Origin of the sequence: Maricaulis maris (assembly GCF_036322705.1) — a bacterium.
Taxonomy (GTDB): domain Bacteria; phylum Pseudomonadota; class Alphaproteobacteria; order Caulobacterales; family Maricaulaceae; genus Maricaulis; species Maricaulis maris_B.
Window position 1 is genome coordinate 2,772,655 of record NZ_AP027270.1, and the last position, 19,867, is coordinate 2,792,521.

At 67.0% G+C, this 19,867-nt stretch carries 18 protein-coding genes; 13 read left to right on the forward strand and 5 right to left on the reverse strand.

Going from position 1 to position 19,867, the window contains the following annotated elements:
* Window positions 1-41: 41 nt before the first annotated feature.
* The 6 genes from AAA969_RS13190 (at window position 42) to AAA969_RS13215 (ending at window position 5,435) form a co-directional block, all read left to right on the forward strand.
* Window positions 42-650: a TetR/AcrR family transcriptional regulator gene (locus tag AAA969_RS13190; protein ID WP_338246516.1), complete on the forward strand. Its 609-nt coding sequence runs from the start codon at window positions 42-44 to the stop codon at window positions 648-650.
* Entirely contained in the window at window positions 647-1,441 is a 795-nt protein-coding gene (locus AAA969_RS13195) for an enoyl-CoA hydratase/isomerase family protein (RefSeq protein ID WP_338246517.1), read from the forward strand. The genes AAA969_RS13190 and AAA969_RS13195 overlap by 4 nt, the downstream gene beginning before the upstream one ends.
* Window positions 1,441-2,940, forward strand: coding sequence for an acyl-CoA synthetase (locus tag AAA969_RS13200; protein WP_338246518.1), 1,500 nt, complete (start codon window positions 1,441-1,443; stop codon window positions 2,938-2,940). Before AAA969_RS13195 ends, AAA969_RS13200 begins: the two co-directional genes overlap by 1 nt.
* Window positions 2,940-3,335, forward strand: a complete 396-nt coding sequence (locus AAA969_RS13205; protein ID WP_338246519.1) for a MaoC/PaaZ C-terminal domain-containing protein — start codon at window positions 2,940-2,942, stop codon at window positions 3,333-3,335. Before AAA969_RS13200 ends, AAA969_RS13205 begins: the two co-directional genes overlap by 1 nt.
* Entirely contained in the window at window positions 3,332-3,721 is a 390-nt protein-coding gene (locus tag AAA969_RS13210; protein WP_338246520.1) for a phosphate acetyltransferase, read from the forward strand. The genes AAA969_RS13205 and AAA969_RS13210 overlap by 4 nt, the downstream gene beginning before the upstream one ends.
* A gap of 70 nt (window positions 3,722-3,791) precedes the next feature.
* Window positions 3,792-5,435 carry an NAD(P)/FAD-dependent oxidoreductase gene (locus tag AAA969_RS13215; RefSeq protein ID WP_338246521.1) on the forward strand — a complete coding sequence of 548 codons (1,644 nt, stop codon included), beginning with the start codon at window positions 3,792-3,794 and terminating at the stop codon, window positions 5,433-5,435.
* Between the two features lie 100 nt (window positions 5,436-5,535).
* Here AAA969_RS13215 and ppa read toward each other — a convergent pair whose 3' ends face one another.
* The 3 genes from ppa to AAA969_RS13230 form a co-directional block, all read right to left on the reverse strand.
* Window positions 5,536-6,063, reverse strand: a complete 528-nt coding sequence (gene ppa / locus AAA969_RS13220; protein WP_338246522.1) for an inorganic diphosphatase — start codon at window positions 6,061-6,063, stop codon at window positions 5,536-5,538.
* A 110-nt stretch (window positions 6,064-6,173) separates the two neighbouring features.
* The gene (gene gltB / locus AAA969_RS13225; RefSeq protein WP_338246523.1) at window positions 6,174-10,703 is read right to left on the reverse strand and encodes a glutamate synthase large subunit; all 4,530 of its coding nucleotides are present in this window, start codon (window positions 10,701-10,703) and stop codon (window positions 6,174-6,176) included.
* Window positions 10,700-12,121: an NAD(P)-dependent oxidoreductase gene (locus AAA969_RS13230; RefSeq protein WP_338246524.1), complete on the reverse strand. Its 1,422-nt coding sequence runs from the start codon at window positions 12,119-12,121 to the stop codon at window positions 10,700-10,702. Before AAA969_RS13230 ends, gltB begins: the two co-directional genes overlap by 4 nt.
* A gap of 356 nt (window positions 12,122-12,477) precedes the next feature.
* Between AAA969_RS13230 and moaA the strand changes: the two genes are divergently transcribed.
* The 7 genes from moaA (at window position 12,478) to AAA969_RS13265 (ending at window position 17,282) form a co-directional block, all read left to right on the forward strand.
* Window positions 12,478-13,521, forward strand: a complete 1,044-nt coding sequence (gene moaA / locus AAA969_RS13235) for a GTP 3',8-cyclase MoaA (RefSeq protein WP_338246525.1) — start codon at window positions 12,478-12,480, stop codon at window positions 13,519-13,521.
* Window position 13,522: 1 nt separating this feature from the next.
* Window positions 13,523-13,774, forward strand: a complete 252-nt coding sequence (locus AAA969_RS13240) for a MoaD/ThiS family protein (RefSeq protein WP_338246526.1) — start codon at window positions 13,523-13,525, stop codon at window positions 13,772-13,774.
* A gap of 3 nt (window positions 13,775-13,777) precedes the next feature.
* Complete coding sequence (locus AAA969_RS13245) at window positions 13,778-14,248, forward strand: molybdenum cofactor biosynthesis protein MoaE (protein ID WP_338246527.1); 471 nt, start codon at window positions 13,778-13,780, stop codon at window positions 14,246-14,248.
* Window positions 14,248-14,760 carry a molybdenum cofactor biosynthesis protein B gene (gene moaB, locus AAA969_RS13250; protein ID WP_338246528.1) on the forward strand — a complete coding sequence of 171 codons (513 nt, stop codon included), beginning with the start codon at window positions 14,248-14,250 and terminating at the stop codon, window positions 14,758-14,760. The genes AAA969_RS13245 and moaB overlap by 1 nt, the downstream gene beginning before the upstream one ends.
* Window positions 14,757-15,323 (forward strand): cyclic pyranopterin monophosphate synthase MoaC, encoded by a 567-nt coding sequence (gene moaC / locus AAA969_RS13255; protein WP_425325007.1) that lies wholly within the window; start codon window positions 14,757-14,759, stop codon window positions 15,321-15,323. The genes moaB and moaC overlap by 4 nt, the downstream gene beginning before the upstream one ends.
* Entirely contained in the window at window positions 15,320-16,504 is a 1,185-nt protein-coding gene (gene glp / locus AAA969_RS13260) for a gephyrin-like molybdotransferase Glp (RefSeq protein WP_338246529.1), read from the forward strand. Before moaC ends, glp begins: the two co-directional genes overlap by 4 nt.
* 100 nt (window positions 16,505-16,604) lie before the next feature.
* Window positions 16,605-17,282, forward strand: coding sequence for a GntR family transcriptional regulator (locus tag AAA969_RS13265; protein ID WP_338246530.1), 678 nt, complete (start codon window positions 16,605-16,607; stop codon window positions 17,280-17,282).
* Between the two features lie 451 nt (window positions 17,283-17,733).
* On the opposite strand, the gene AAA969_RS13270 is transcribed toward AAA969_RS13265, so the two are convergent.
* A complete protein-coding gene (locus AAA969_RS13270; RefSeq protein ID WP_338246531.1) occupies window positions 17,734-18,732 on the reverse strand; it encodes a 4-hydroxyproline epimerase in 999 nt (332 codons plus the stop codon).
* Window positions 18,733-18,754: 22 nt separating this feature from the next.
* Window positions 18,755-19,675, reverse strand: a complete 921-nt coding sequence (locus tag AAA969_RS13275; RefSeq protein WP_338246532.1) for a dihydrodipicolinate synthase family protein — start codon at window positions 19,673-19,675, stop codon at window positions 18,755-18,757.
* Window positions 19,676-19,867 lie beyond the last annotated feature (192 nt).

The following is a 19,867-nucleotide window of genomic DNA, read 5'->3' on the forward strand; positions in this document are numbered from 1 at the left end:
GTCATATTGATTTCGGAGCCATTTTGTGAAAACTGAATCATATGTCAACTTCAGAAACCAACACGGTCGATAAACGACCCAAGACCGCACGCGGTCAGAGGACCCGGAGCAAGCTTCTTGAAGCGGCTGAAGGGGCATTCGGGGAGAACGGATTTCACGCGACATCGATCGGCGACATCACCCGTCGAGCCTCGGTGGCGCTGGGAACCTTCTATGTCTATTTCGATTCCAAGGACGAGATTTTCCGCGCCCTTGTCGCTCATATGGGCGAGATGACGCGCGGCTGGATCGCCGAACGTGTCAGGGGCGCACCGGACCGGCTGGAAACCGAACATCGCGGCCTCGTGGCCTATATCGAGTTCGCCCGGGCCCATCCAAACCTCTACCGGATCATCGAGGAATCCCAGTTTGTCGCCCCGGACGCCTACAAGGCGCACTATGATGTCTTCATGGAGCGCTATCAGCGCAATCTGGAAGAGGCCGAGGCGCGCGGCGAGGTCCGCGCCGGCCAACAGGGCACGCGAGCCTGGGCGCTGATCGGGATGAGCGTCTTCATGGGGCTGCGCTTCGGCATCTGGGAACGCGACCGGGATCCGGAGGAGGTCGGCCGCATTGTCTCCGACCTGATTGCCAACGGCCTCAAGCCATGACGCAGACGCCCGACCCGTCCCCGCTACGCGTAAGCCGCGACGCCGATATCGTCCGTATCGCGCTGAACCGGCCGGCGCGCGGCAATGCCCTGACGCCGGAACTCCTGACTGCATTCTGCGCCGCGCTCGAAGACGCGCAGGACGCGCGGGCCGTGGTGGTCACCGGGGAAGGTCGCGCCTTCTCCAGCGGCGGGGATATCCGCGAGTTTCACAGCCGCGCCGACGATGTGGACGCACTTGAACGCTTCGGGGACGCCATCGTCTCATCGCTCAATCGCGCCATCCTGGCGCTGCGGGCCCTGCCTTGCCCGACCGTCGCGGCGGTCAACGGGCCGGTCACCGGCGGCGCGATCGGGCTGATGCTCGCCTGCGACATCACCCTGATGTGCCGTGACGCCTTCATCCAGCCCTACTATGCCCGCATGGGCTTTGCGCCCGATGGCGGCTGGACCGCCCTCCTGCCGGAGCGGATCGGCACGGCGCGCACGGCCAGCTGGCTGGCGCTGGATACCCGCGTCAGCGCGGTTGCCGCCTTCGAGATGGGGCTGGCCGACCGCCTCGCCGACGCCAGCAACTTCACTGCGGAGCTGGACAGCATCCTCGCGACGCTGGCCCTTCACGACCCGGCCGTCACGGCCACCAGCCGCCGCCTGCTGGATGCACGCCGCGGACCGGAGGCCCTGGCAGATTGCCTCGATCGCGAGCGCGCGGCCTTCCGCCAGCTGCTGGTCCGGCCGGAAACCCGGTCCCGCATGGCTGCCTTCCTGGCCCCGCGCGAGGCGGCCGGCTGATGGACATTCTCACCGACATTACGGCCCGCCGCGCCGCGCTGACACCGGACCGCACCGCCTTCCACGTGGTCGAGACCGGTGAGACCGTGACCTATGCCGCCCTCGATGATCGCAGCGCCCGGGCCGCCCGGGTTCTGGCCGATCGCGGCGTCGGTCCTGGCGACCGGGTCGCTATCCTGTGCCGCAACCGGATCGAATTCTTCGAAGCCCTGCTCGCCTGCGCCAAGCTGGGCGCCATCCTGGCCCCGCTGAACTGGCGCATGCCGGCCCGCGAGCTGAGCGATCTGCTCGCCGATTGCGCGCCGAAACTCCTGCTCACCGGACGCGAGGACGCGGAAACAGCCGCCGGGGCCGCCGGTCCGACCGGCCTCCAGATCCTCGATCTGGAGACCGACTGGCGCAGCGCCCGCGACGTCGCCGAACCGCATCCGGGCCGCCCGGCCTGGCCCGGCGAGGAAACCTGGTACCTGATCTATACATCGGGCACGACCGGCAAGCCGAAGGGCGTGATCCAGACCTACCGGATGGCGCTGGTGAACTACATCAACATCTCCCAGGCCATCGGCCTGCGGGACGGCGATGCCAGCCTCAATTTCCTGCCGCTCTTCCATACCGCCGGCATCAATCTGCATACCCTGCCGGTGCTGATGGCCGGCGGCCTGATCCACATCCTGCCGGGCTTCGATGCCGGGGCCACGCTCAAGCTGATCGATGAGGGTCGCCTCGACGTGATGCTGTGTGTCCCCGCCGTCTATCGCGAGCTCACCCTGCACCCGGCGTTTGAAACCACCGACCTGACCCGGCTGCGGCACTGGTCGTGCGGCGGCGCGCCGATGCCGGACGTGTTGATTGAGCAGTTTGCGGCCCGTGGCGCCGTTGTCTGCAACGGCTTCGGAATGACCGAGACCGGCCCGACCGCCTTCCTGATGGACGCCGGGCACGCACTCGACAAGATCGGCTCGGTCGGCAAGCCGCAGCTGCTGATCGATGCCCGGATCGCAACGCCGGACGGCACCCCCCTGCCGCAGGGCGAGACCGGCGAAGTCCAGTTCTTCGGTCCCGGCCTGACGCCCGGCTATTGGCACCGCGACGAGGAAACCGCCAAGCTGTTCACGCCCGACGGCTGGCTCAAGAGCGGCGATCTCGGCCGCTTCGACAGCGATGGCTATTGCTTCATCGCCGGCCGGATCAAGGAGATGTACATCTCCGGTGGCGAGAACGTCTATCCGGCCGAAGTCGAGAATGTCCTCGACGAACACCCCGCCATCCTCGAATCCGCGGTCAGCGGGGTTGATGACGAGAAATGGGGCGAGGTCGGCTGCGCCCATCTCATCCTGCGCGCCGGTGAAACCACCTCTGCCGAGGCGCTGCGCAGCTGGTGCTGCGAGCGTCTGGCCGGCTACAAGGTGCCGCGCCATTTCCTGATCGCCGAGGACTTCCCGCGCACGGCGGCCGGCAAGGTCCAGAAACACCTCCTGCCGCGGCCCGAGCAGATATGATGGCGGCAGGGACGCTGGCCCCAAAGGCCCGACACATCGCGCTGGAGCGGCGCTTCAGCCAGGCCGATTTCGATGCCTTCGCGCGGATCTCCGGCGACGACAATCCGATCCATGTCGACCCGGCATTCTCGGCCCGGACCCGCTTCGGCCAGACCGTCGCCCATGGCGCGCTGCTGTGCTCGGTGCTGCGCGGACTGGTCGAGACCCTGGTGCCCGGCGGCCGCCAACTGAGCCAGAACACGCAATACCCGGCCCCCAGCCTGGCCGGCGAAACCCTTCGTTTCGAAGCCGAAATCATCGCCGAAACCGAAGCCGGCTACAGGCTGGCCCTGACCGTGACCCGGCTTGGCGACAGCGTCGTGACCTGTCTGGGCGAGACCGAGGTGGCCGCATGAGCGGACCGCTCTCACTCGGCCGCTCGGCCCGGACGCAGCGCATCTTTACGCGTGATGACGTCGAGGCCCTGCACGCGCTGACCGGCGCGCCGCTGACATCGGACTGCGTCCCGGAAGCGCTGATCAACGGCCTGTTCTCCTACCTCCTCGGCGTCGACCTGCCGGGTCAGGGCACCAATTATCTCAAGCAGGAGACCCGCTTTCTCGCTGCCGCAGCGCTCGGCGAGCGTTTAACGGCACGGGTCGAAATCACCCGCCTGCGCCCCGACAAACATCTGGTCGACCTCGCCACGGTCTGTGAAACCGCGGACGGCACCCGTATCGCCGAGGGCCGCGCCCTGGTCCTGGCGCGGGACGTTGCCGGCGCGTTCGGGGCCGAGGCCTGACGTCGCGCTCGCAGGTGCAACATCCTCTTCCGATTGCACCAATCCGGTTTCGCGGCAAAACTCCGGCGCCATGACAGCCCTCAAAGCCCCGCACCGACCCAGGCCCCGCCCGACCCCCGAAACCCGCGACATCGTGGTCGTCGGTGGCGGCCATAACGGCCTCGTCTGCGCTGCCTATCTCGCCAAGGCCGGCCTCAAGGTCACGGTCCTGGAACGCCGCGACGTGGTCGGCGGGGCGGCGGTAACCGAGGAATTCCATCCCGGCTTCCGGAACTCGGTCGCCAGCTACACGGTCTCCCTGCTCAACCCGAAAGTCATCGCCGATCTCGACCTGCACGCTCACGGCCTCGAGATCGTCGAGCGCCGGGTCGGCAATTTCCTGCCGCTTGAAAACGGCTATCTCCTGGCCGGCGAAGGCTTGACGCGCGACCAGGTCAGCAAATTCTCCAGCGCCGATGCCGAGCGCCTGGCCGAGTACGAGGCCCGCCTCGAGGTCGTCGCCGACACCTTGCGCGCGCTGGTTCTCGAGACCCCGCCCAACCTGTCCGAGGGCAGCTGGCTCGGCGCCCTTCCCGAACTGCTCAAGGCCGCCAATCTGGGCGGCCGGCTGGGTGGCATGTCGATGACGGCGCGGCGCGACCTGCTCGACCTGTTCTCCAAGTCCGCCGGCGACTGGCTCGATGGCTGGTTCGAGAGCGATCCGATCAAGGCGCTGTTCGGCTTCGACAGCATTGTCGGCAATTTCGCCAGCCCCTACACGCCGGGGAGCGCCTATGTGCTGCTCCACCATCTGTTCGGCGAGGTGAATGGCAAGAAGGGGACCTGGGGGCACGCGATCGGCGGCATGGGCGCGATCACCCAGGCCATGGCCCGTTGCTGCGAGGCGCGTGGCGTCGAGATCCGTACCGGGTGCGCGGTGAGCGAAGTCCTGGTCGAAAATGGTGGCGCAGGCCGGGTGGTTCTGGAAAGCGGCGAAACCCTGTCGGCCCGTGCGGTTGTCTCCAACCTCAACCCGAAACTCCTGTTCGGCTCGCTGATCGATCCGACCGCCCTGCCCGCCGATTTCAACGAACGGATCCGTCACTACAAGTGCGGATCGGGAACCTTCCGGATGAATGTGGCGCTCGACCGTCTGCCCAGCTTCACGGCCTTGCCCGGAGAAGGCGATCACCTGACCGCCGGCATTATCATGGCGCCCTCGCTTGGCTATATGGAGCAGGCCTATGCCGACGCCCGGCGCCATGGCTGGTCGAAGGAACCGATCATCGAGATGCTCATTCCCTCGACGATCGATCCGACCCTCGCGCCGGACGGCCAGCATGTCGCCAGCCTGTTCTGCCAGCATGTTGCGCCTGAACTGCCGGGCGGCCGCGACTGGGATGATCATCGCGACGAGGTGGCGCAGGTGATGATCGATACGGTCGACCGCTGGGCGCCGGGCTTCAGGGACAGCGTGCTGGGCCATCAGGCCCTGACACCGAAGGATCTGGAACGCACATTCGGCCTGGTCGGCGGTGATATTTTCCACGGCGCGCTGAGCCTCGACCAGCTCTTTTCGGCCCGCCCCGTGCTTGGCCATGCCGACCACCGAAGCCCGATCAAGGGCCTCTACCAATGCGGCTCCGGCACCCATCCAGGTGGCGGCGTGACCGGCGCACCCGGACACAATGCCGCCCGGGAGATCCTCAAGGATTTCGGCAAGCGGATGGGCTAGCCGGCCGCTTCGCCGACGCGGCCCTCACGACACGAAAAAGCCCCGGACCAGCCAGTCCGGGGCTTTCTGTTTCGGCGTCAGGGAAAACGGGCCTTACGCCTCAGCCCTTCACCCGCTCCAGCGATTCAGCGATCAGTTCGCGCGCCTTGGCGGCATCGCCCCAGCCAAGCACCTTCACCCATTTGTTGGGCTCGAGATCCTTGTAGTGCTCGAAGAAGTGCTTGATGCGCATCAGCTGGGCTTCCGGGATGTCGTCCGGCTCGTTGACCTTGCCGTAGAGCGGCGACAGCTTGGCGTGCGGGACGGCGAGGATTTTCTCGTCCATGCCGCTCTCGTCTTCCATCAGCAGCACGCCGATCGGACGGGCGCGCACGACGCAACCCGGCACCAGCGTGGTGTGGCCGACAATCATGACATCAATCGGATCGCCATCTTCCGACAGGGTGTGCGGCATGAAGCCGTAATTGCACGGATAGCTCATCGGTGTGTGCAGATAGCGGTCCACAAAAAGCGTCCCGGCTTCCTTGTCCATCTCGTACTTGACCGGTTGGCCACCGACGGGGACTTCGATGATGACATTGATGTCTTCAGGCGGATTTTCGCCCGCGGAGATTTTGTCGATCCGCATCACATGCTCCTTGCGGCTGGTCCGGGCGAGGTCATACGCCCACAGTCTGACGCGACCAATGCCCGTGTTGCGCCGCAATATCAATTCTCAAGGTCAGAAAACCGGTCGCTTCACGCGGTCTGGCTGTCATTCGCCGCCGCCAGGGCCGCCCGCTCGCGCTTGACCACTTCCTCGCCGCGCAGATGGACAAAATGCCCGCGCTCGGCTGGCCAGGCCGCGAGGATGCGTTTGGCAATCCGCGAACCGGTCTCGGTCGCATGCGCCTCGATCATCGCCAGGCAACGCTCTTCCCCCTCGCCATCAAGATCGAAGGCAAGGACGGTATCGCGGTTGAGCCGGGCATCGAGACGCCGCTCGGGATCGTAGACAAAGACATGACCGCCGGTCATGCCGGCCGCGAAATTATCCCCGACCGGGCCGAGAATGACCGCCGTTCCGCCGGTCATGTACTCACAGCCATTGGTCCCGCAGCCCTCGATCACCGCATCGGCGCCGGAATTGCGAACACCGAAGCGCTGACCGGCCCGTCCGGCGGCGAGCAGCCGGCCCGAGGTCGCCCCATAAAGGCAGGTATTGCCGATAATGGCGTGCTCTTCATTGGCCTCGGTCGCACCGCCATAGGGCCGCACGATGATCGAAGCCCCCGACAACCCCTTGCCGACATAGTCATTGGCATCACCATCGAGCTCGATACGCAATCCCTTGGCAGCAAAGGCCCCCAGGGACTGCCCCGCCGACCCGCGCAGACGCAGGGTGAGATGGTCCGCGCCCAGCCCGTCCGGACCAAAACGGGTGATGATTTCAGACGAGGTCCGTGTCCCGACCGCCCGGTCGGTATTCTTGACGCCGTAGTCGAGCTGCATCTTCTCGCCGCGGTCAAAGGCCGGAGCCGCGTCCTGGATGATGTGCTCATCCAGCGACGGCGCCACCGGGTTTCGGAGATCGCGGGTCGAACGGGCCGGGCGCTCAACGGCATCGGCGCGCGACATGATGGCCGAGAGGTCGAGATCGTCGAGCGATTCCGAGCCACGGGAGACCTGGTCCAGCAGGTCAGCCCGACCGATCACGTCCTCCAGAGAGGTCGCGCCCAGACCGGCGAGGATCTCGCGCACATCCTGGGCCAGGAAAGTCATCAGGTTGACGACATGATCCGGGAAGCCACCAAAGCGGGCCCGCAGATCGTCATCCTGGGTACACACCCCGACCGGACAGGTATTGGAGTGGCACTGACGCACCATCAGACAGCCCAGCGCGATCAGGGATGCCGTGCCGACGCCAAACTCCTCGGCTCCCAGCATGGCCGCCACAACAATGTCGCGCCCGGTGCGAATGCCGCCATCGGCGCGCAGGGTCACGCGTTCGCGCAAGCCGTTGAGCGACAGCATCTGGTGTGCCTCGGCGAGGCCGAGTTCCAGCGGACCGCCGGCGAACTTGATCGAGGACAGGGCCGCAGCCCCGGTGCCACCGACCGAGCCGGAGATATTGATGATATCGGCATTCGCCTTGGCCACACCGGCGGCAACAGCGCCGACGCCGGCAGCAGCCACCAGCTTCACCCCGACCCGCGCCGTCGGATTGATCTGCTTCAGGTCATAGATGAGCTGGGCCAGATCCTCGATGGAGTAGATATCGTGGTGCGGCGGCGGCGAGATCAGGCTGACGCCGGGGGTCGCCAGGCGCATGCGGGCAATGAATTCGGTGACCTTGAAGCCCGGCAGCTGGCCGCCCTCGCCCGGCTTGGCCCCCTGGGCGACCTTGATTTCCATCTCGCGGCATTGATTGAGATATTCCGCCGTCACACCAAAACGGCCCGAGGCGATCTGCTTGACCGCCGAATTCATGTTGTCGCCATTCGGCAGGGGCTTGTAGCGGACCGGGTCCTCGCCCCCTTCTCCGGACACCGACTTGGCGCCGATCCGGTTCATGGCGACGTTGAGCGCGCCATGGGCCTCGGGTGACAGGGCACCCAGCGACATGCCGGGGGTCACAAAGCGGCGGCGGATACCATTGATTGACTCAACGCGGTCAAGCCCCACAGCCGGTCCGATCGGACGCATGTCCATCAGGTCACGCAACTGGATCGGACCCTGGTCCCTGATCGCGGTGCGATAGGATTTCCAGGCATTGTGGTCATTATTGCGCACCGCGCCCTGCAGCGCCGTGATCACCGGCGCATTGAGCGCGTGACGGTCACCGCTCGAGCGCTGACGATAGAAGCCGCCGATCGGCAAACGGGCCTCGCCGCGCCAGGCCTTGCGGTGAAGGTCGAGCGTCCGGACCTCGAGGCCGGGCAGGCCGATACCGGAAATGCGGCTGACGACGCCGGGCAGATAGGCCTCGACCAGAGCCCGGGAGAGGCCGAGCACCTCGAAATTACAGCCCCCGCGATAGGAGGAAATGATCGAGATGCCCATCTTCGAGAGGATCTTGAGCAAGCCGCCATCAAGCGCGGTCTTGAGGCGCCCGGCCTGCTTGCGCGCCCACGTCTCCCCGCCCACCGCATCGCGACCGGCGGTCACGGTCTCGAAGGCGAGATAAGGGTTCACGGTCGTCGCACCGAGGCCGATCAGCACGGCGGCATAGTGGGCATCGAAACATTCGCCGGCGCGGACATTCAGCGAACAGAAATTGCGCAGGCCGGCGCGGGTCAGCGTCGAGTGGACCGCACCCGCCACGAGTACCATCGGCAGGGCCGAATTGTCGGCGTCCTGACGATGATCGGTGAGCACCAGGTGCGCCGCGCCATCACGGACGGCGCCGACGCACTGGTTGATGACATCATCGATGGCGGTGCGCAGGGCCTGTCCGTCGCCATTGGCGCCGAGGGTCGGCAGCAGGCAATCGATCTCCTTGACCGCCCCGCCCATATGGGCCCGCCAGCGCTCATAACCACCATTGCTGAGGATCGGGCTGTCCAGCACGAGCACGCTGGCGCGCGCCTCGCCCTGGCCGAGGATATTGCCGAGATTTCGGAAGCGGGTTTTCAGACCCATCACCCGGCCTTCCCGCAAGGGATCAATCGGCGGATTGGTGACCTGGGAGAAATTCTGACGGAAGAAGTGCGATAGCGGGCGATAGCTTTCCGACAACACCGCCAGCGGGGCATCATCGCCCATCGAGCCAACGGCTTCCTTGCCATCATCGGCCATCGCCTTGATGACGAGCTCGATATTCTCGAAGGTAAAGCCCGAGGCGGCCTGGCGGCGCGTCCGTTCGGCATCGCTGAAGAGCTGGTCTTCCGAGCCCGGTCCGACAACGCTTTCCAGATCCTCCATCTCGCCGAGCCAGCGGGTATAGGGGTGTTGTTCCGACAGCTCGTTGAGGATGTCCTGCTCGCGATAGAATTTGCCCTCGACAATATCCAGCGCGATCAGGCGACCCGGTGTGATCGAGCCGCGCTCGGTCACGGTGGTCGGATCGACCGGCGCCATGCCGGTCTCGGACCCGGCCACGAACACATCGTCATTGGTCAGGGCGTAACGCATCGGGCGCAAGCCGTTGCGGTCCAGACCGGCAATTGCCCAGCGGCCGTCGAAGGCGGCAATCGCCGCCGGCCCGTCCCAGGGCTCCATCACCGCGTTGCAGTATTCATACATCCGGCTCCAGCCTTCCGGCATGACGTCGGCCCGCTTTGACCAGGCTTCCGGAATGAGAAGCGTCTTGGTCATCGGCGCCGAGCGACCGGCGCGGACCAGGATCTCGAAGGTCTGGTCGAGCGCGGCACTGTCCGAGGCACCCGGCTGGATCACCGGCTTCACATCGTTTTCGGCATCGGCGAAGGCCGTCTCCGCGATGTGCACCTCATGGCTGCGCATCCAGTTGATATTGCCGCGGATCGTATTGATCTCGCCATTGTGTGCCAGCATGCGGAAGGGCTGGGCCAGTCGCCATTCTGGGAAGGTATTGGTCGAATAGCGCTGGTGGAAGATCGCGAAGGGCGAGATGAAGTCGGGCGATTGCAGGTCCGGGTAGAAGGCGTCGATATCCTGGGCGCGGAACAGGCCCTTGTAGATGATGTCGCGCGACGACAGCGAACAGACATAGAGATCGCGCAGGTTTTCCTCGCGGGCCCGGCGCTCGATCCGGCGGCGGACGATGTAGAGCACGCGCTGCACCGCCTCGCTGTCACGGCCGCGCGGATCCCGGAACAGGACCTGTTCGATCTCCGGCAGCATGGCACGGGCCTTGTCGCCGAGAACCGAGGTGTCGATCGGCGGCTGGCGCCAGCCGTAGAAGGCAAAACCCTCGCGCAGGATTTCCGCCTCGATGATCGCGCGGGCGCGTTCGCGGGCCGCAAAATCGGTGCGGGGCAGGAAGATCATGCCGACGATGACATCCCCGCGCTCGGGCTCGTGCCCGGTCCGCGAGACGGCTTCCTTGAAGAAGTCCTGTGGCACGCCAACGCGCAGGCCGGCGCCGTCGCCGGTCAGCCCGTCGGCATCAACGGCGCCGCGGTGCCAGACCGCCTTCAGCGCATCAATCGCCAGTTCGACGATGTCGCGCCGCGCGCGCCCCTTCATGTCGGCGATCAGGCCGACGCCGCAGGCATCGCGCTCGTCGCGCGGATCGATCAGGCCGGACGCGCGGAGGGTTTCGAGGCCCTGGCGATGGGCGGCTTCGGACCAGGTCTTGTCTGTCATTCGGCCGCTCCCAGCACACGCATCCGGTTGTCGAGATAGGATTCAATCGAACGGGCAGCATCGAGCCCGTCCTTGATCGCCCACACCACCAGCGAGGCGCCGCGATGCAGGTCTCCGGCGACGAAGACACCGTCCAGGCTGGCCATCCGCGTGGCGCGGTCGACCTCGACCCGTCCGTCGCGATGAACGGAGAGATCAGGCGACTCGAACAGAACCGGCAGGTCCTCGGGCGTGAAGCCGAGGGCGGAGATGACCATGTCAGCGCCGATATCCCAGGTCTTGCCGGGATCAGCTTCCGGTGCACGGCGCCCGGACCGGTCGGGTGCGCCCAGGCGCATGCCCTGGACCCGCACCGCCGAGATCCCGTCGCCCTGGGTCAGCACGGCGAGCGGGGCGGAGAGCCATTCGAAGACGACCCCCTCCTCCTCGGCATGCTTCACTTCGCGGGCCGAGCCCGGCATGTTGGCGCGGTCGCGGCGGTAGAGACAGGTGACCGAGGTCGCGCCCTGGCGGATCGCCGTGCGGACGCAGTCCATCGCGGTATCGCCGCCACCAACCACGACGACCCGCTTGCCCCTGGCGTCGAGGACCGTGTCATTGGCCGCCGGATCGCCCAGGTCATCGCGGTTCGAGCGGGTCAGGAAATCAAGAGCCGGCAGGACACCATCGCCGCTGCCCGGACAGGTCAGCTGGCGGGCCTGATAGACACCGGTCGCGAGCAGGACGGCATGGTGCTCGGCCCGGATCGCATCGAGGCTGGCATCGCGGCCGACCTCGAAATTCAGCCTGAACACGACCCCGCCCTGCTCGAGCCGGTCGAGCCGGCGCTGGACCACCGTCTTTTCCAGCTTGAAGCCGGGAATACCGTACATCAGGAGACCGCCCGCGCGGTCGGCGCGCTCATAGACGGTGACCGAAAACCCGCTCTCACGCAGGCGCTCGGCAGCGGCCAGACCGGCCGGGCCCGACCCGATGATACCGACACTCTGGCCGCGCTCCGGACCAACATGGAGCGGCTCGACCCAGCCCTCTTTCCACGCCGTATCGGTGATATATTGCTCGACGGCGCCGATGGTGACAGCCCCGTGCTTTGACTTTTCGACCACGCAGCTGCCTTCGCACAGGCGGTCCTGCGGGCAGATGCGGCCACAGATTTCCGGCATGGTCGAGGTCGCCGCCGAGGCGTCATAGGCCTCCCTCAGACGATCCTCGCCGGCCAGCATCAGCCAATCGGGAATATTGTTCTGCAGCGGACAGCCGGACTGGCAGAAGGGGACACCGCATTGTGAACAGCGCGAGGCCTGCTCGGCAGCCGCCCCGGTCGAGAAACCGCGATAGATTTCCTTGAAATCCTGACGCCGTTCGCCCTCGGAGCGCTTTTCCGGATAGGTCTGGTCGATGTCCACAAATCTGAGCAATCCCGCCCCCGTCAAAACTTCGAAAGTTCGCTAGTGCAGCACAGACTTCGCAAGCGCACAAGTGAGCGACCGTGCGGCGAGTTGGCATATTCTTCCCCGAAACCGATCTTCAAGGAACGAATTTCCACAAGCATGGCATTTTTCCGATGCCGGAAGCAAATTACTCGCTATCGGGCGATTTCACCGTTTCCCGGTCCGCACGCCTCGGGGAAAGCGGAAACCGCCCGTCAGAGTGCCTGTCGGGGCGCTCGTCAGCCTGCCCGCCGCGCTCGCGCGCGGTCACAATGCCGTGCCTGGCGGCCCGTGTGCGGCAAAGCGCCTTGCCCCGACCGGTCATCGCGCCCAAGTTTGCCGACATGACCCCTGCCCCGACGCTCTCCTCGCTGCCGGCCCAGCCCGTTCCGGCCTCGCCGCTGATCGACAGCTTTGGCCGCCAGATCCGATATCTGCGCCTGTCGGTGACCGATCGCTGCGACCTGCGCTGCGTCTATTGCATGAAAGCGCAGCCGGAATTCCTGCCCAAGGCCGATCTGCTGACCCTGGAGGAGCTGGAACAGGTCGCCGGTGCCTTTATCGACCGGGGCATCACCAAGATCCGCATCACCGGTGGCGAACCGCTTGTCCGCCGCGACGTGGTGACGCTGATCGAGCGCCTCGGTCGGCGTCTGGGCCAAGACGGCGGGCTGGACGAGCTCACCCTGACCACCAATGCGACCCAGCTGCCCCGCTTTGCCGACCGGCTCGCGGCGGCCGGCCTGCGCCGGATCAATGTCTCGCTCGACACGCTCGACCCCGTTCGTTTCTCCCGGCTCACCCGCGGCGGCAAGCTGACCGACACGCTGGCCGGGATCGAGGCCGCCGCCGCGGCCGGCCTCAAGGTCAAGATCAATGCCGTCGCCCTGAAGGGCGAGAATGAGGACGTGTTACCCGATCTGATCGCCTGGGCGCACGGTCAGGGGCATGACATCACCCTGATCGAGGTGATGCCTGTCGGCGATGTCGGGGCTGACCGTGCCGACCAGTTCCTGCCGCTCAGTGCCGTCCGCGACCGCCTCCTGCAGCGCTGGACCCTGACCCCGCTGACAGAAACCACCGGCGGCCCGGCCCGCTATCACCGCATCGCGGAGACCGGCGGCAAGCTCGGCCTGATCACGCCGCTGACCGGGAATTTCTGCGCCGGCTGCAACCGCGTCCGCCTGACCTGCACCGGCCAGCTGCACGCCTGCCTGGGACAGGACGGCGCCGTCGACCTGCGCCGCGCCTTGCGCGAGGGGGGTCTCGAGGGGCTTAACCGCGCCATCAACCAGGCCGTTGCCGACAAGCCGGAAGCGCATGATTTTGACGTCCGCCCGGGCGCCGAACCGTCGGTCACGCGCCACATGGCAATCACGGGAGGCTAGGATGCAGGTCCATATCCAGTACATGGCCGCCCTGCGTGACCGGTTCGGGTCCGGCGAGACCCGGCTCGACCTGCCCGACACCATTGCCAATAGCGAAGACCTGATTGCCTGGCTCACCGCGCGGCATGCCGACGCCGCCGCGCTTGAAGCGCCGGAAATCCGCCTGATCCGCAATGACCGCATCGTCACCCGCCCCAGCGCCATCGCCGACGGCGACCGGCTCGCCTTCTGCCCGCCCTTCACGGGAGGCTGAGCCATGCCGGACGACATCCGCGTCAGTGCCACACCGCTTGATGCCGCCGCCCTGCTGGGCGCGTTGACCGGGCGCGAAGCCGGCGACGGGGCCGTCGCCAGCTTTGTCGGCCAGGTCCGTGCCGAGCCGGAGCTGGAAGCGCTGGAGCTGGAACACTATCCCGGCGTCACCGAGCAGGCGCTTGCAACGCTTCGGGAGCAAGCCGTCGCCCGCTGGTCGCTCGGCCAGGCGCTGATCCATCACCGTGTCGGCCGCATGGCCATCGGCGAGACCATCGTCGTGGTCGCTGCCAGCGCGCCGCACCGGCGGGCCGCACTGGAGGCCGTCAGCTTCCTGATCGACCGGCTGAAGACCGAGGCGCCGTTCTGGAAGCGCGTCCATACGACGCGCGGCAGTCACTGGGTCGAGGCGCGTGACAGCGACAGCGCCGCGTCGCAATACTGGCAGGACCAGATTGCCCAGGAGGACGCGTGATGGCTGACCCCCAACTCGGCTTTGCCGTGATGACGATATCGGACACACGCGACGAAACGAGCGACCGCACCGGTCCCTGGCTGCGCGAACAGATCGCCGCCGCCGGCCACACCGTCGTCGACCACGCCATCGTGCCGGACACGGTCGAGGCGATCCGCGCGCGCATCCAGAGCTGGCTTGATGATCCGGCGATCCAGGCCATCATCACCACCGGCGGCACCGGCCTGACCGGCCGCGATGTCACGCCGGAGGCCATCCGGCCGCTGCTCGACAAGGAGATCGACGGCTTCTCGGTGGTCTTCCACCAGATTTCCTTTCAGTCGGTCGGCGTCTCAACCCTGCAATCGCGCGCCCTCGCGGGCATCGCCCGAGCGACCTACATCTTTGCCATCCCCGGCTCGATGGGGGCCTGCAAGGACGCCTGGAACGGCATTTTGCGGCACGAGTTCGATGCGTCGCACAAACCCTGCAACCTGGTCGAGATCCTGCCCCGCCTGGGTGAAGGCGGATGAGCGGGCTGACCCATCAGGACGAGAGCGGCCGGGTCCGCATGGTCGATGTCGGCGACAAGGCCATCACCCGTCGCACCGCGACCGCCAGTGCCCGGATCGAAATGAGTGCCGCGGCCTTCGCCGCGATCCGCGACGGCCAGGGTCCCAAGGGCGATGCCTGCCGCACGGCGGAGCTGGCGGGCATCATGGGTGCCAAGCGAACCTCGGACCTGATCCCGCTCTGCCATCCGCTACCGATCACCCGGGTCGAACTTGCCATTGAACCGGTCGAGGCGGAGACCGCCTTCGCGATCACCGCGACCGTGCGCACCGATGGCAAGACCGGGGTCGAAATGGAGGCCCTGACGGCCTGTTCGGTGGCAGCCCTGACGCTCTATGATATGGCCAAGGCGCTCGACAAGGGCATGCGCATCACCGACCTCCAGCTTGAGACCAAGAGCGGCGGCAAGTCCGGCGACTGGCATCGCGCGACGGCGGTGGGCGAACCCGCCGCTACAGGCGAGGGCACGGGCGAGGGCACAGGCGATGGCACAGGAGATGGCACAGGAGATCGCACGCCATGATCCCGCTGCTCGAGGCGATTGCACGCGTGCGCGGCCAGTTGCCTGTGCTCGACTCCGAGACCGTCGGCCTCGCCGAGGCGGCCGGGCGCGTCCTCGCGGCACCGGTCCGGGCGCAATTGACCCAGCCCCCCTTCCACGCCTCGGCAATGGATGGTTATGCGGTTCGCTCCGGGGATCTCGGCGGCAATCCCGTGACCCTGCCGCTGGCCGGTGAAGCCGCGGCCGGGCATGCGCTCGATCAGCCCATCCAGCCTCGAACAGCGGTTCGCATCTCGACCGGCGCCCCCCTGCCCGAGGGTGCCGACCAGGTTGTGATCCAGGAAAACACCGACCGCCGGGGCGAGCGGATCACCCTGCGCGACACGCCGGGCCCGATGCGTCACGTCCGACCCAGGGGTGGCGATTTCGAGACAGGGCAGACCCTGCTGGAAACCGGCGACCGCCTGACGCCTTCCCGGCTCGCCCTGGCGACCGCCAGCGGCGCCTCCTGGCTTGACGTCGTCCGGCGACCGCGGATCGGGGTTCTGGCCACCGGCGACGAGCTGGTCCCGCCCGGCGCGCCGCCCGGACCCGGTCAGATCATCAATACCAATGCCCCCGCCATCATGGGCCTGCTCGCCCAGTGGGGCGCAATACCGGTCGATATGGGCATTGCCAGGGACACACCGGAGGCCGTGCGCAGCGCCCTCGATGCCGCCCGCGATCACGACCTTCTGGTGACGATCGGCGGAGCTTCGGTGGGCGATCATGATCATCTGCGCCATGTCTTTGCCGAGATGGGCGGCACGCTTCATTTCGAGAAGATCGCCCTCAAGCCGGGCAAGCCGACCTGGTTCGGGCATCTGCCCGACCTGCCGGTGCTGGGCCTGCCCGGCAATCCGGTCTCGGCGCTCGTGGTCGCCGAACTGGTCCTGCGCCCCGCGGTCGAAACCCTGCTGGGCGAACGACCCCGGCCGCGCCTGCGCCGGGCCCTTCTGAGCGCCGACCTGCCGGCCAATGGCGCCCGGGAAACCTGGATCCGCGGTCGTTTCGATCCCGAAACGGGTGGCGTCCGCCCGGCCGGCAGTCAGGACAGCGGCATGATCTCCGCCCTCGCCCGGGCCGAACTCCTGATCCCGCGCGCGATCGAGGCGCCGCGCATCGCAGCCGGCGAGCTGATCGAAATTCTCGTCCTCGACTGAGACGCCCGCGGCCCCCGACCAGGATCAGGGCAAAGCCGGCATGACAGGGCGCGCGGACCTGCCTAGTCTGGCTGATCCCAACTGAGTATCGGAGCCCCGTGTGCCGCGACCGGACCCCAGCTTTTCAGACCCGATCGAGACCGTGTCAGTGGTCGACCGGCTCGCCGACCGGATCCGCTCGCGCATCCTCGCCAATGAATTTGTGCCGGGAGAGGCGCTGCGGCAGGAGGCGCTGGCCGAGGCCTACAAGGTCTCTCGCATGCCGGTTCGCGAAGCCCTGCGCCAACTGGAAGTGGAAGGGCTCGTCGTCTTTCACGCCAACAAGGGCGTCACCGTCTCGCCGGTCTCGGCGGCGGAGATGGAAGAGCTGTTCGATCTGCGCATCCAGCTCGAACCCGGCCTGTTCGCCCATGCGATCCAGGCCGCATGCACCGCCGACATCGCCCGGATCGAAGAGATCCGGGACCGTGAGAAGGCCGCCCTGGCCAACAACGACGCCGCCAGCTGGGGCGCCCTCAATCGCGAGTTCCACGCGGCCTTGCATGCCCCCGCCGACAAGCCCCGCACCCAGGCGCTGGTCCGCGCGCTCAACCAGAATATCGAGCGCTATGTCCGCCTCCAGCTCTCACTCGGCCCCGAGGCGCGCCGGACAGCCGATGCCGAGCATGACGCCTTGCTGGACGCCGTGAAAGCCCGCGACCCCGTCGCCGGCGCCAACCGGATGGTCGCCCACATCATCACGGCCCGGACAGCGCTGGTGAAGGCGTTTGAGGGCTAGACTGCGCCGGGATCCTCCTCGCGGCGCTCGCCCCCTTCGACCCTCCATCCCCCTCGCATTTTTCCCGGAGGCGCGGAGCGCCATCCGGGACCGACGGGCGACTCATCGCTTGCAGGATGAGTGCGTGGGTCCCGGATCTGCGCCCGGCTCGGGGCCGGGCCTGCGTCCGGGAAAAATGTGTTTTCGTTTCCGGGGGGCGCTGTCGGACGGGCGACGCGGCAGGCGACATGGGCTTCCTCGCTGTGCCCCGCCTCACTGTTCCGCAAACACACAAACCTCCGTCATCCCACGGTGACCGCGCAGCGGGCATCCGGGGGACCTCGGCCAGACCGGTGGATGAGTTCGGAAAGTCAGTGGAGGCCGGATGAATGGCGGGCTGGCGGAGGTCCCCCGGATCGCGGCCACGCCGCGACCGTGGGATGACGGGCGTGTCATGGGAGCGCTCGGCCCCCTACCCCACCGTGAAGCCGTCCCAATAGGGATCGCGCTGATCGACCCGGATCGTGTTGACGCCGGTCTGGATGGCCCAGCCCTTGATGCTGGGAATGATCGCGGCGAAACCGCCGACCGTGGTTGCCTGCTCCACTCGCCCCTCGAACAGGCTGCCGATGATGCTCTCATGCACGAAATCATCGCCCGGCTTGAGCAGGCCGCGGGCGGCGAGCTGGGCCATGCGGGCACTGGTGCCGGTGCCGCAGGGGGAGCGGTCAATGGCGCGGGAGCCGTAGAAGACGGCGTTGCGGGCGTGGGCTTTCGGATCGCGCGGCTGACCGGTCCACAGGACATGGCTGGCGCCGCCCACGCTCGGGTCCTCGGGATGGGCCAGGGTGACCGCCTGGTTGGCCGCAGCGCGGATCAGCGGGCTCAGGCGCAGGATGTCGGCCGGGCTGATCGCGTCGAGATCGGCATAGCCGGGCTGCGGCTCGACGATGATGTAGTAATTGCCGCCATAGGCGATATCGACGGTGATGGCCTGCCAGCCGGGGATGTCCAGCATCAGCCCGGAGACGGCGAGATAGGAGGCGATATTGCGGATCCGCACGCCGCTGACATGGCCGCCCTCCCAGCTGATCTCCGCCTCGATCCGGCCCGCCGGCGCGTCCAGTTTCACATGGCGGCGGTCGGCCGGGGCGATGACCCCGTTTTCCAGCGCCAGGGTGAGCGCGCCAATCGTGCCATGGCCACACATGGGCAGGCAGCCAGAGGTCTCGATGAAGAGGATCGAGGCATCGGCATCGTCGGAACAGGGCGGATAGAACATCGCGCCCGACATCATGTCATGGCCGCGCGGCTCGAACATGAGTGAGCGCCGGATCCAGTCATGGCGGGCGATGAAGTCGGCCCGCTTCTCGCTCATGCTGGTGCCGGCGAGGTCGGGCAGTGGCCCGGTGACCAGCCGGACCGGGTTGCCGCAGGTATGACCGTCGAGACAGTGAAAGACATGGGGCATGGCGCGCTCCCTGCCGCCCGGCCTAGTGGGCCAGCACCGAGGGCAGCCTGATCGGACGGGTATCGCGGGCGGTCTCCACCATGGCGATCACCTCGGCCCGGCGCTCGCCGGCCAGCACCATGCGCGGCATGCGGACCCGTTCCGAGCCGCGCCCCATCACCGCTTCCGCCAGCTTGATGGACTGGACGAGGTCGTGCTCGGCATCGAGGTGCAGGAGCGGCATGAACCAGCGATAGATGGCCCGCGCGGTCTCCAGATCGCCGCGCTCGACTGCATCCCAGAGCGCGATCGACTCGGCGGGGAAGGCATTCGTCAGGCCGGACACCCAGCCAACCGCACCGAGCAGGATCTCCTCGAGGGCGACATCATCAAGCCCGGCAAAGACGCGATAGCGGTCGCCGCAACGATTGACGATATCGGTGATCCGGCGCGGGTCGGGCGCGCTTTCCTTGATCGCCACCAGGGTTTCGACATCCGACAGGCGCTCCAGCGTGTCGAGCGAGATCGAGACACGATAGGCGGGCGGGTTGTTGTAGAGCATGACCGGGAGCGGGGAGGCCGCGGCCACGGCCCGGATATGCGCCTCCAGCTCGGCCTCGCTGGGCACATAGACCATGGCGGGCAGCAGCATCAGCCCGTCGGCGCCGATCCGGGCCGCATCGCGGGCATAGGTTTGCGCAAGCGGCGTCGTCAGTTCCGAGACACCGGTCAGCACCGGCACCCGGCCGTCGACGGCCTCGACAATGGCCGCCAGCACTGCCCGCTTTTCCTCGGCGTTCAGGGAATTGTTCTCGCCCACCGTGCCCATGGCGATCAGGCCATGCACGCCGTCCTCGACCAGCGCCGTCACGACCGCCGTGGTCGCAGCGAGGTCGACCGAGAGGTCTTCGGCGAATTGGGTCGTCGCGGCGGGGAAGACCCCGCGCCAGTTTACCTGTGTCATGCCCTGTCCCTCAAAATCTGTCCCGTGCACGGGAGCGGTCATCCGATCCCCGAAGCCGGCGCCTCACGGCTGTGATCGACCGGTCCGGCCGTCTGGTGAGCAGCCTGTCATTCCCGGCCGAAAAAATCGACGCCCTCAACAATTGGATACAATATCCAGATTGGTCAAGCAGGCGGGTGACACCCCCGGGAA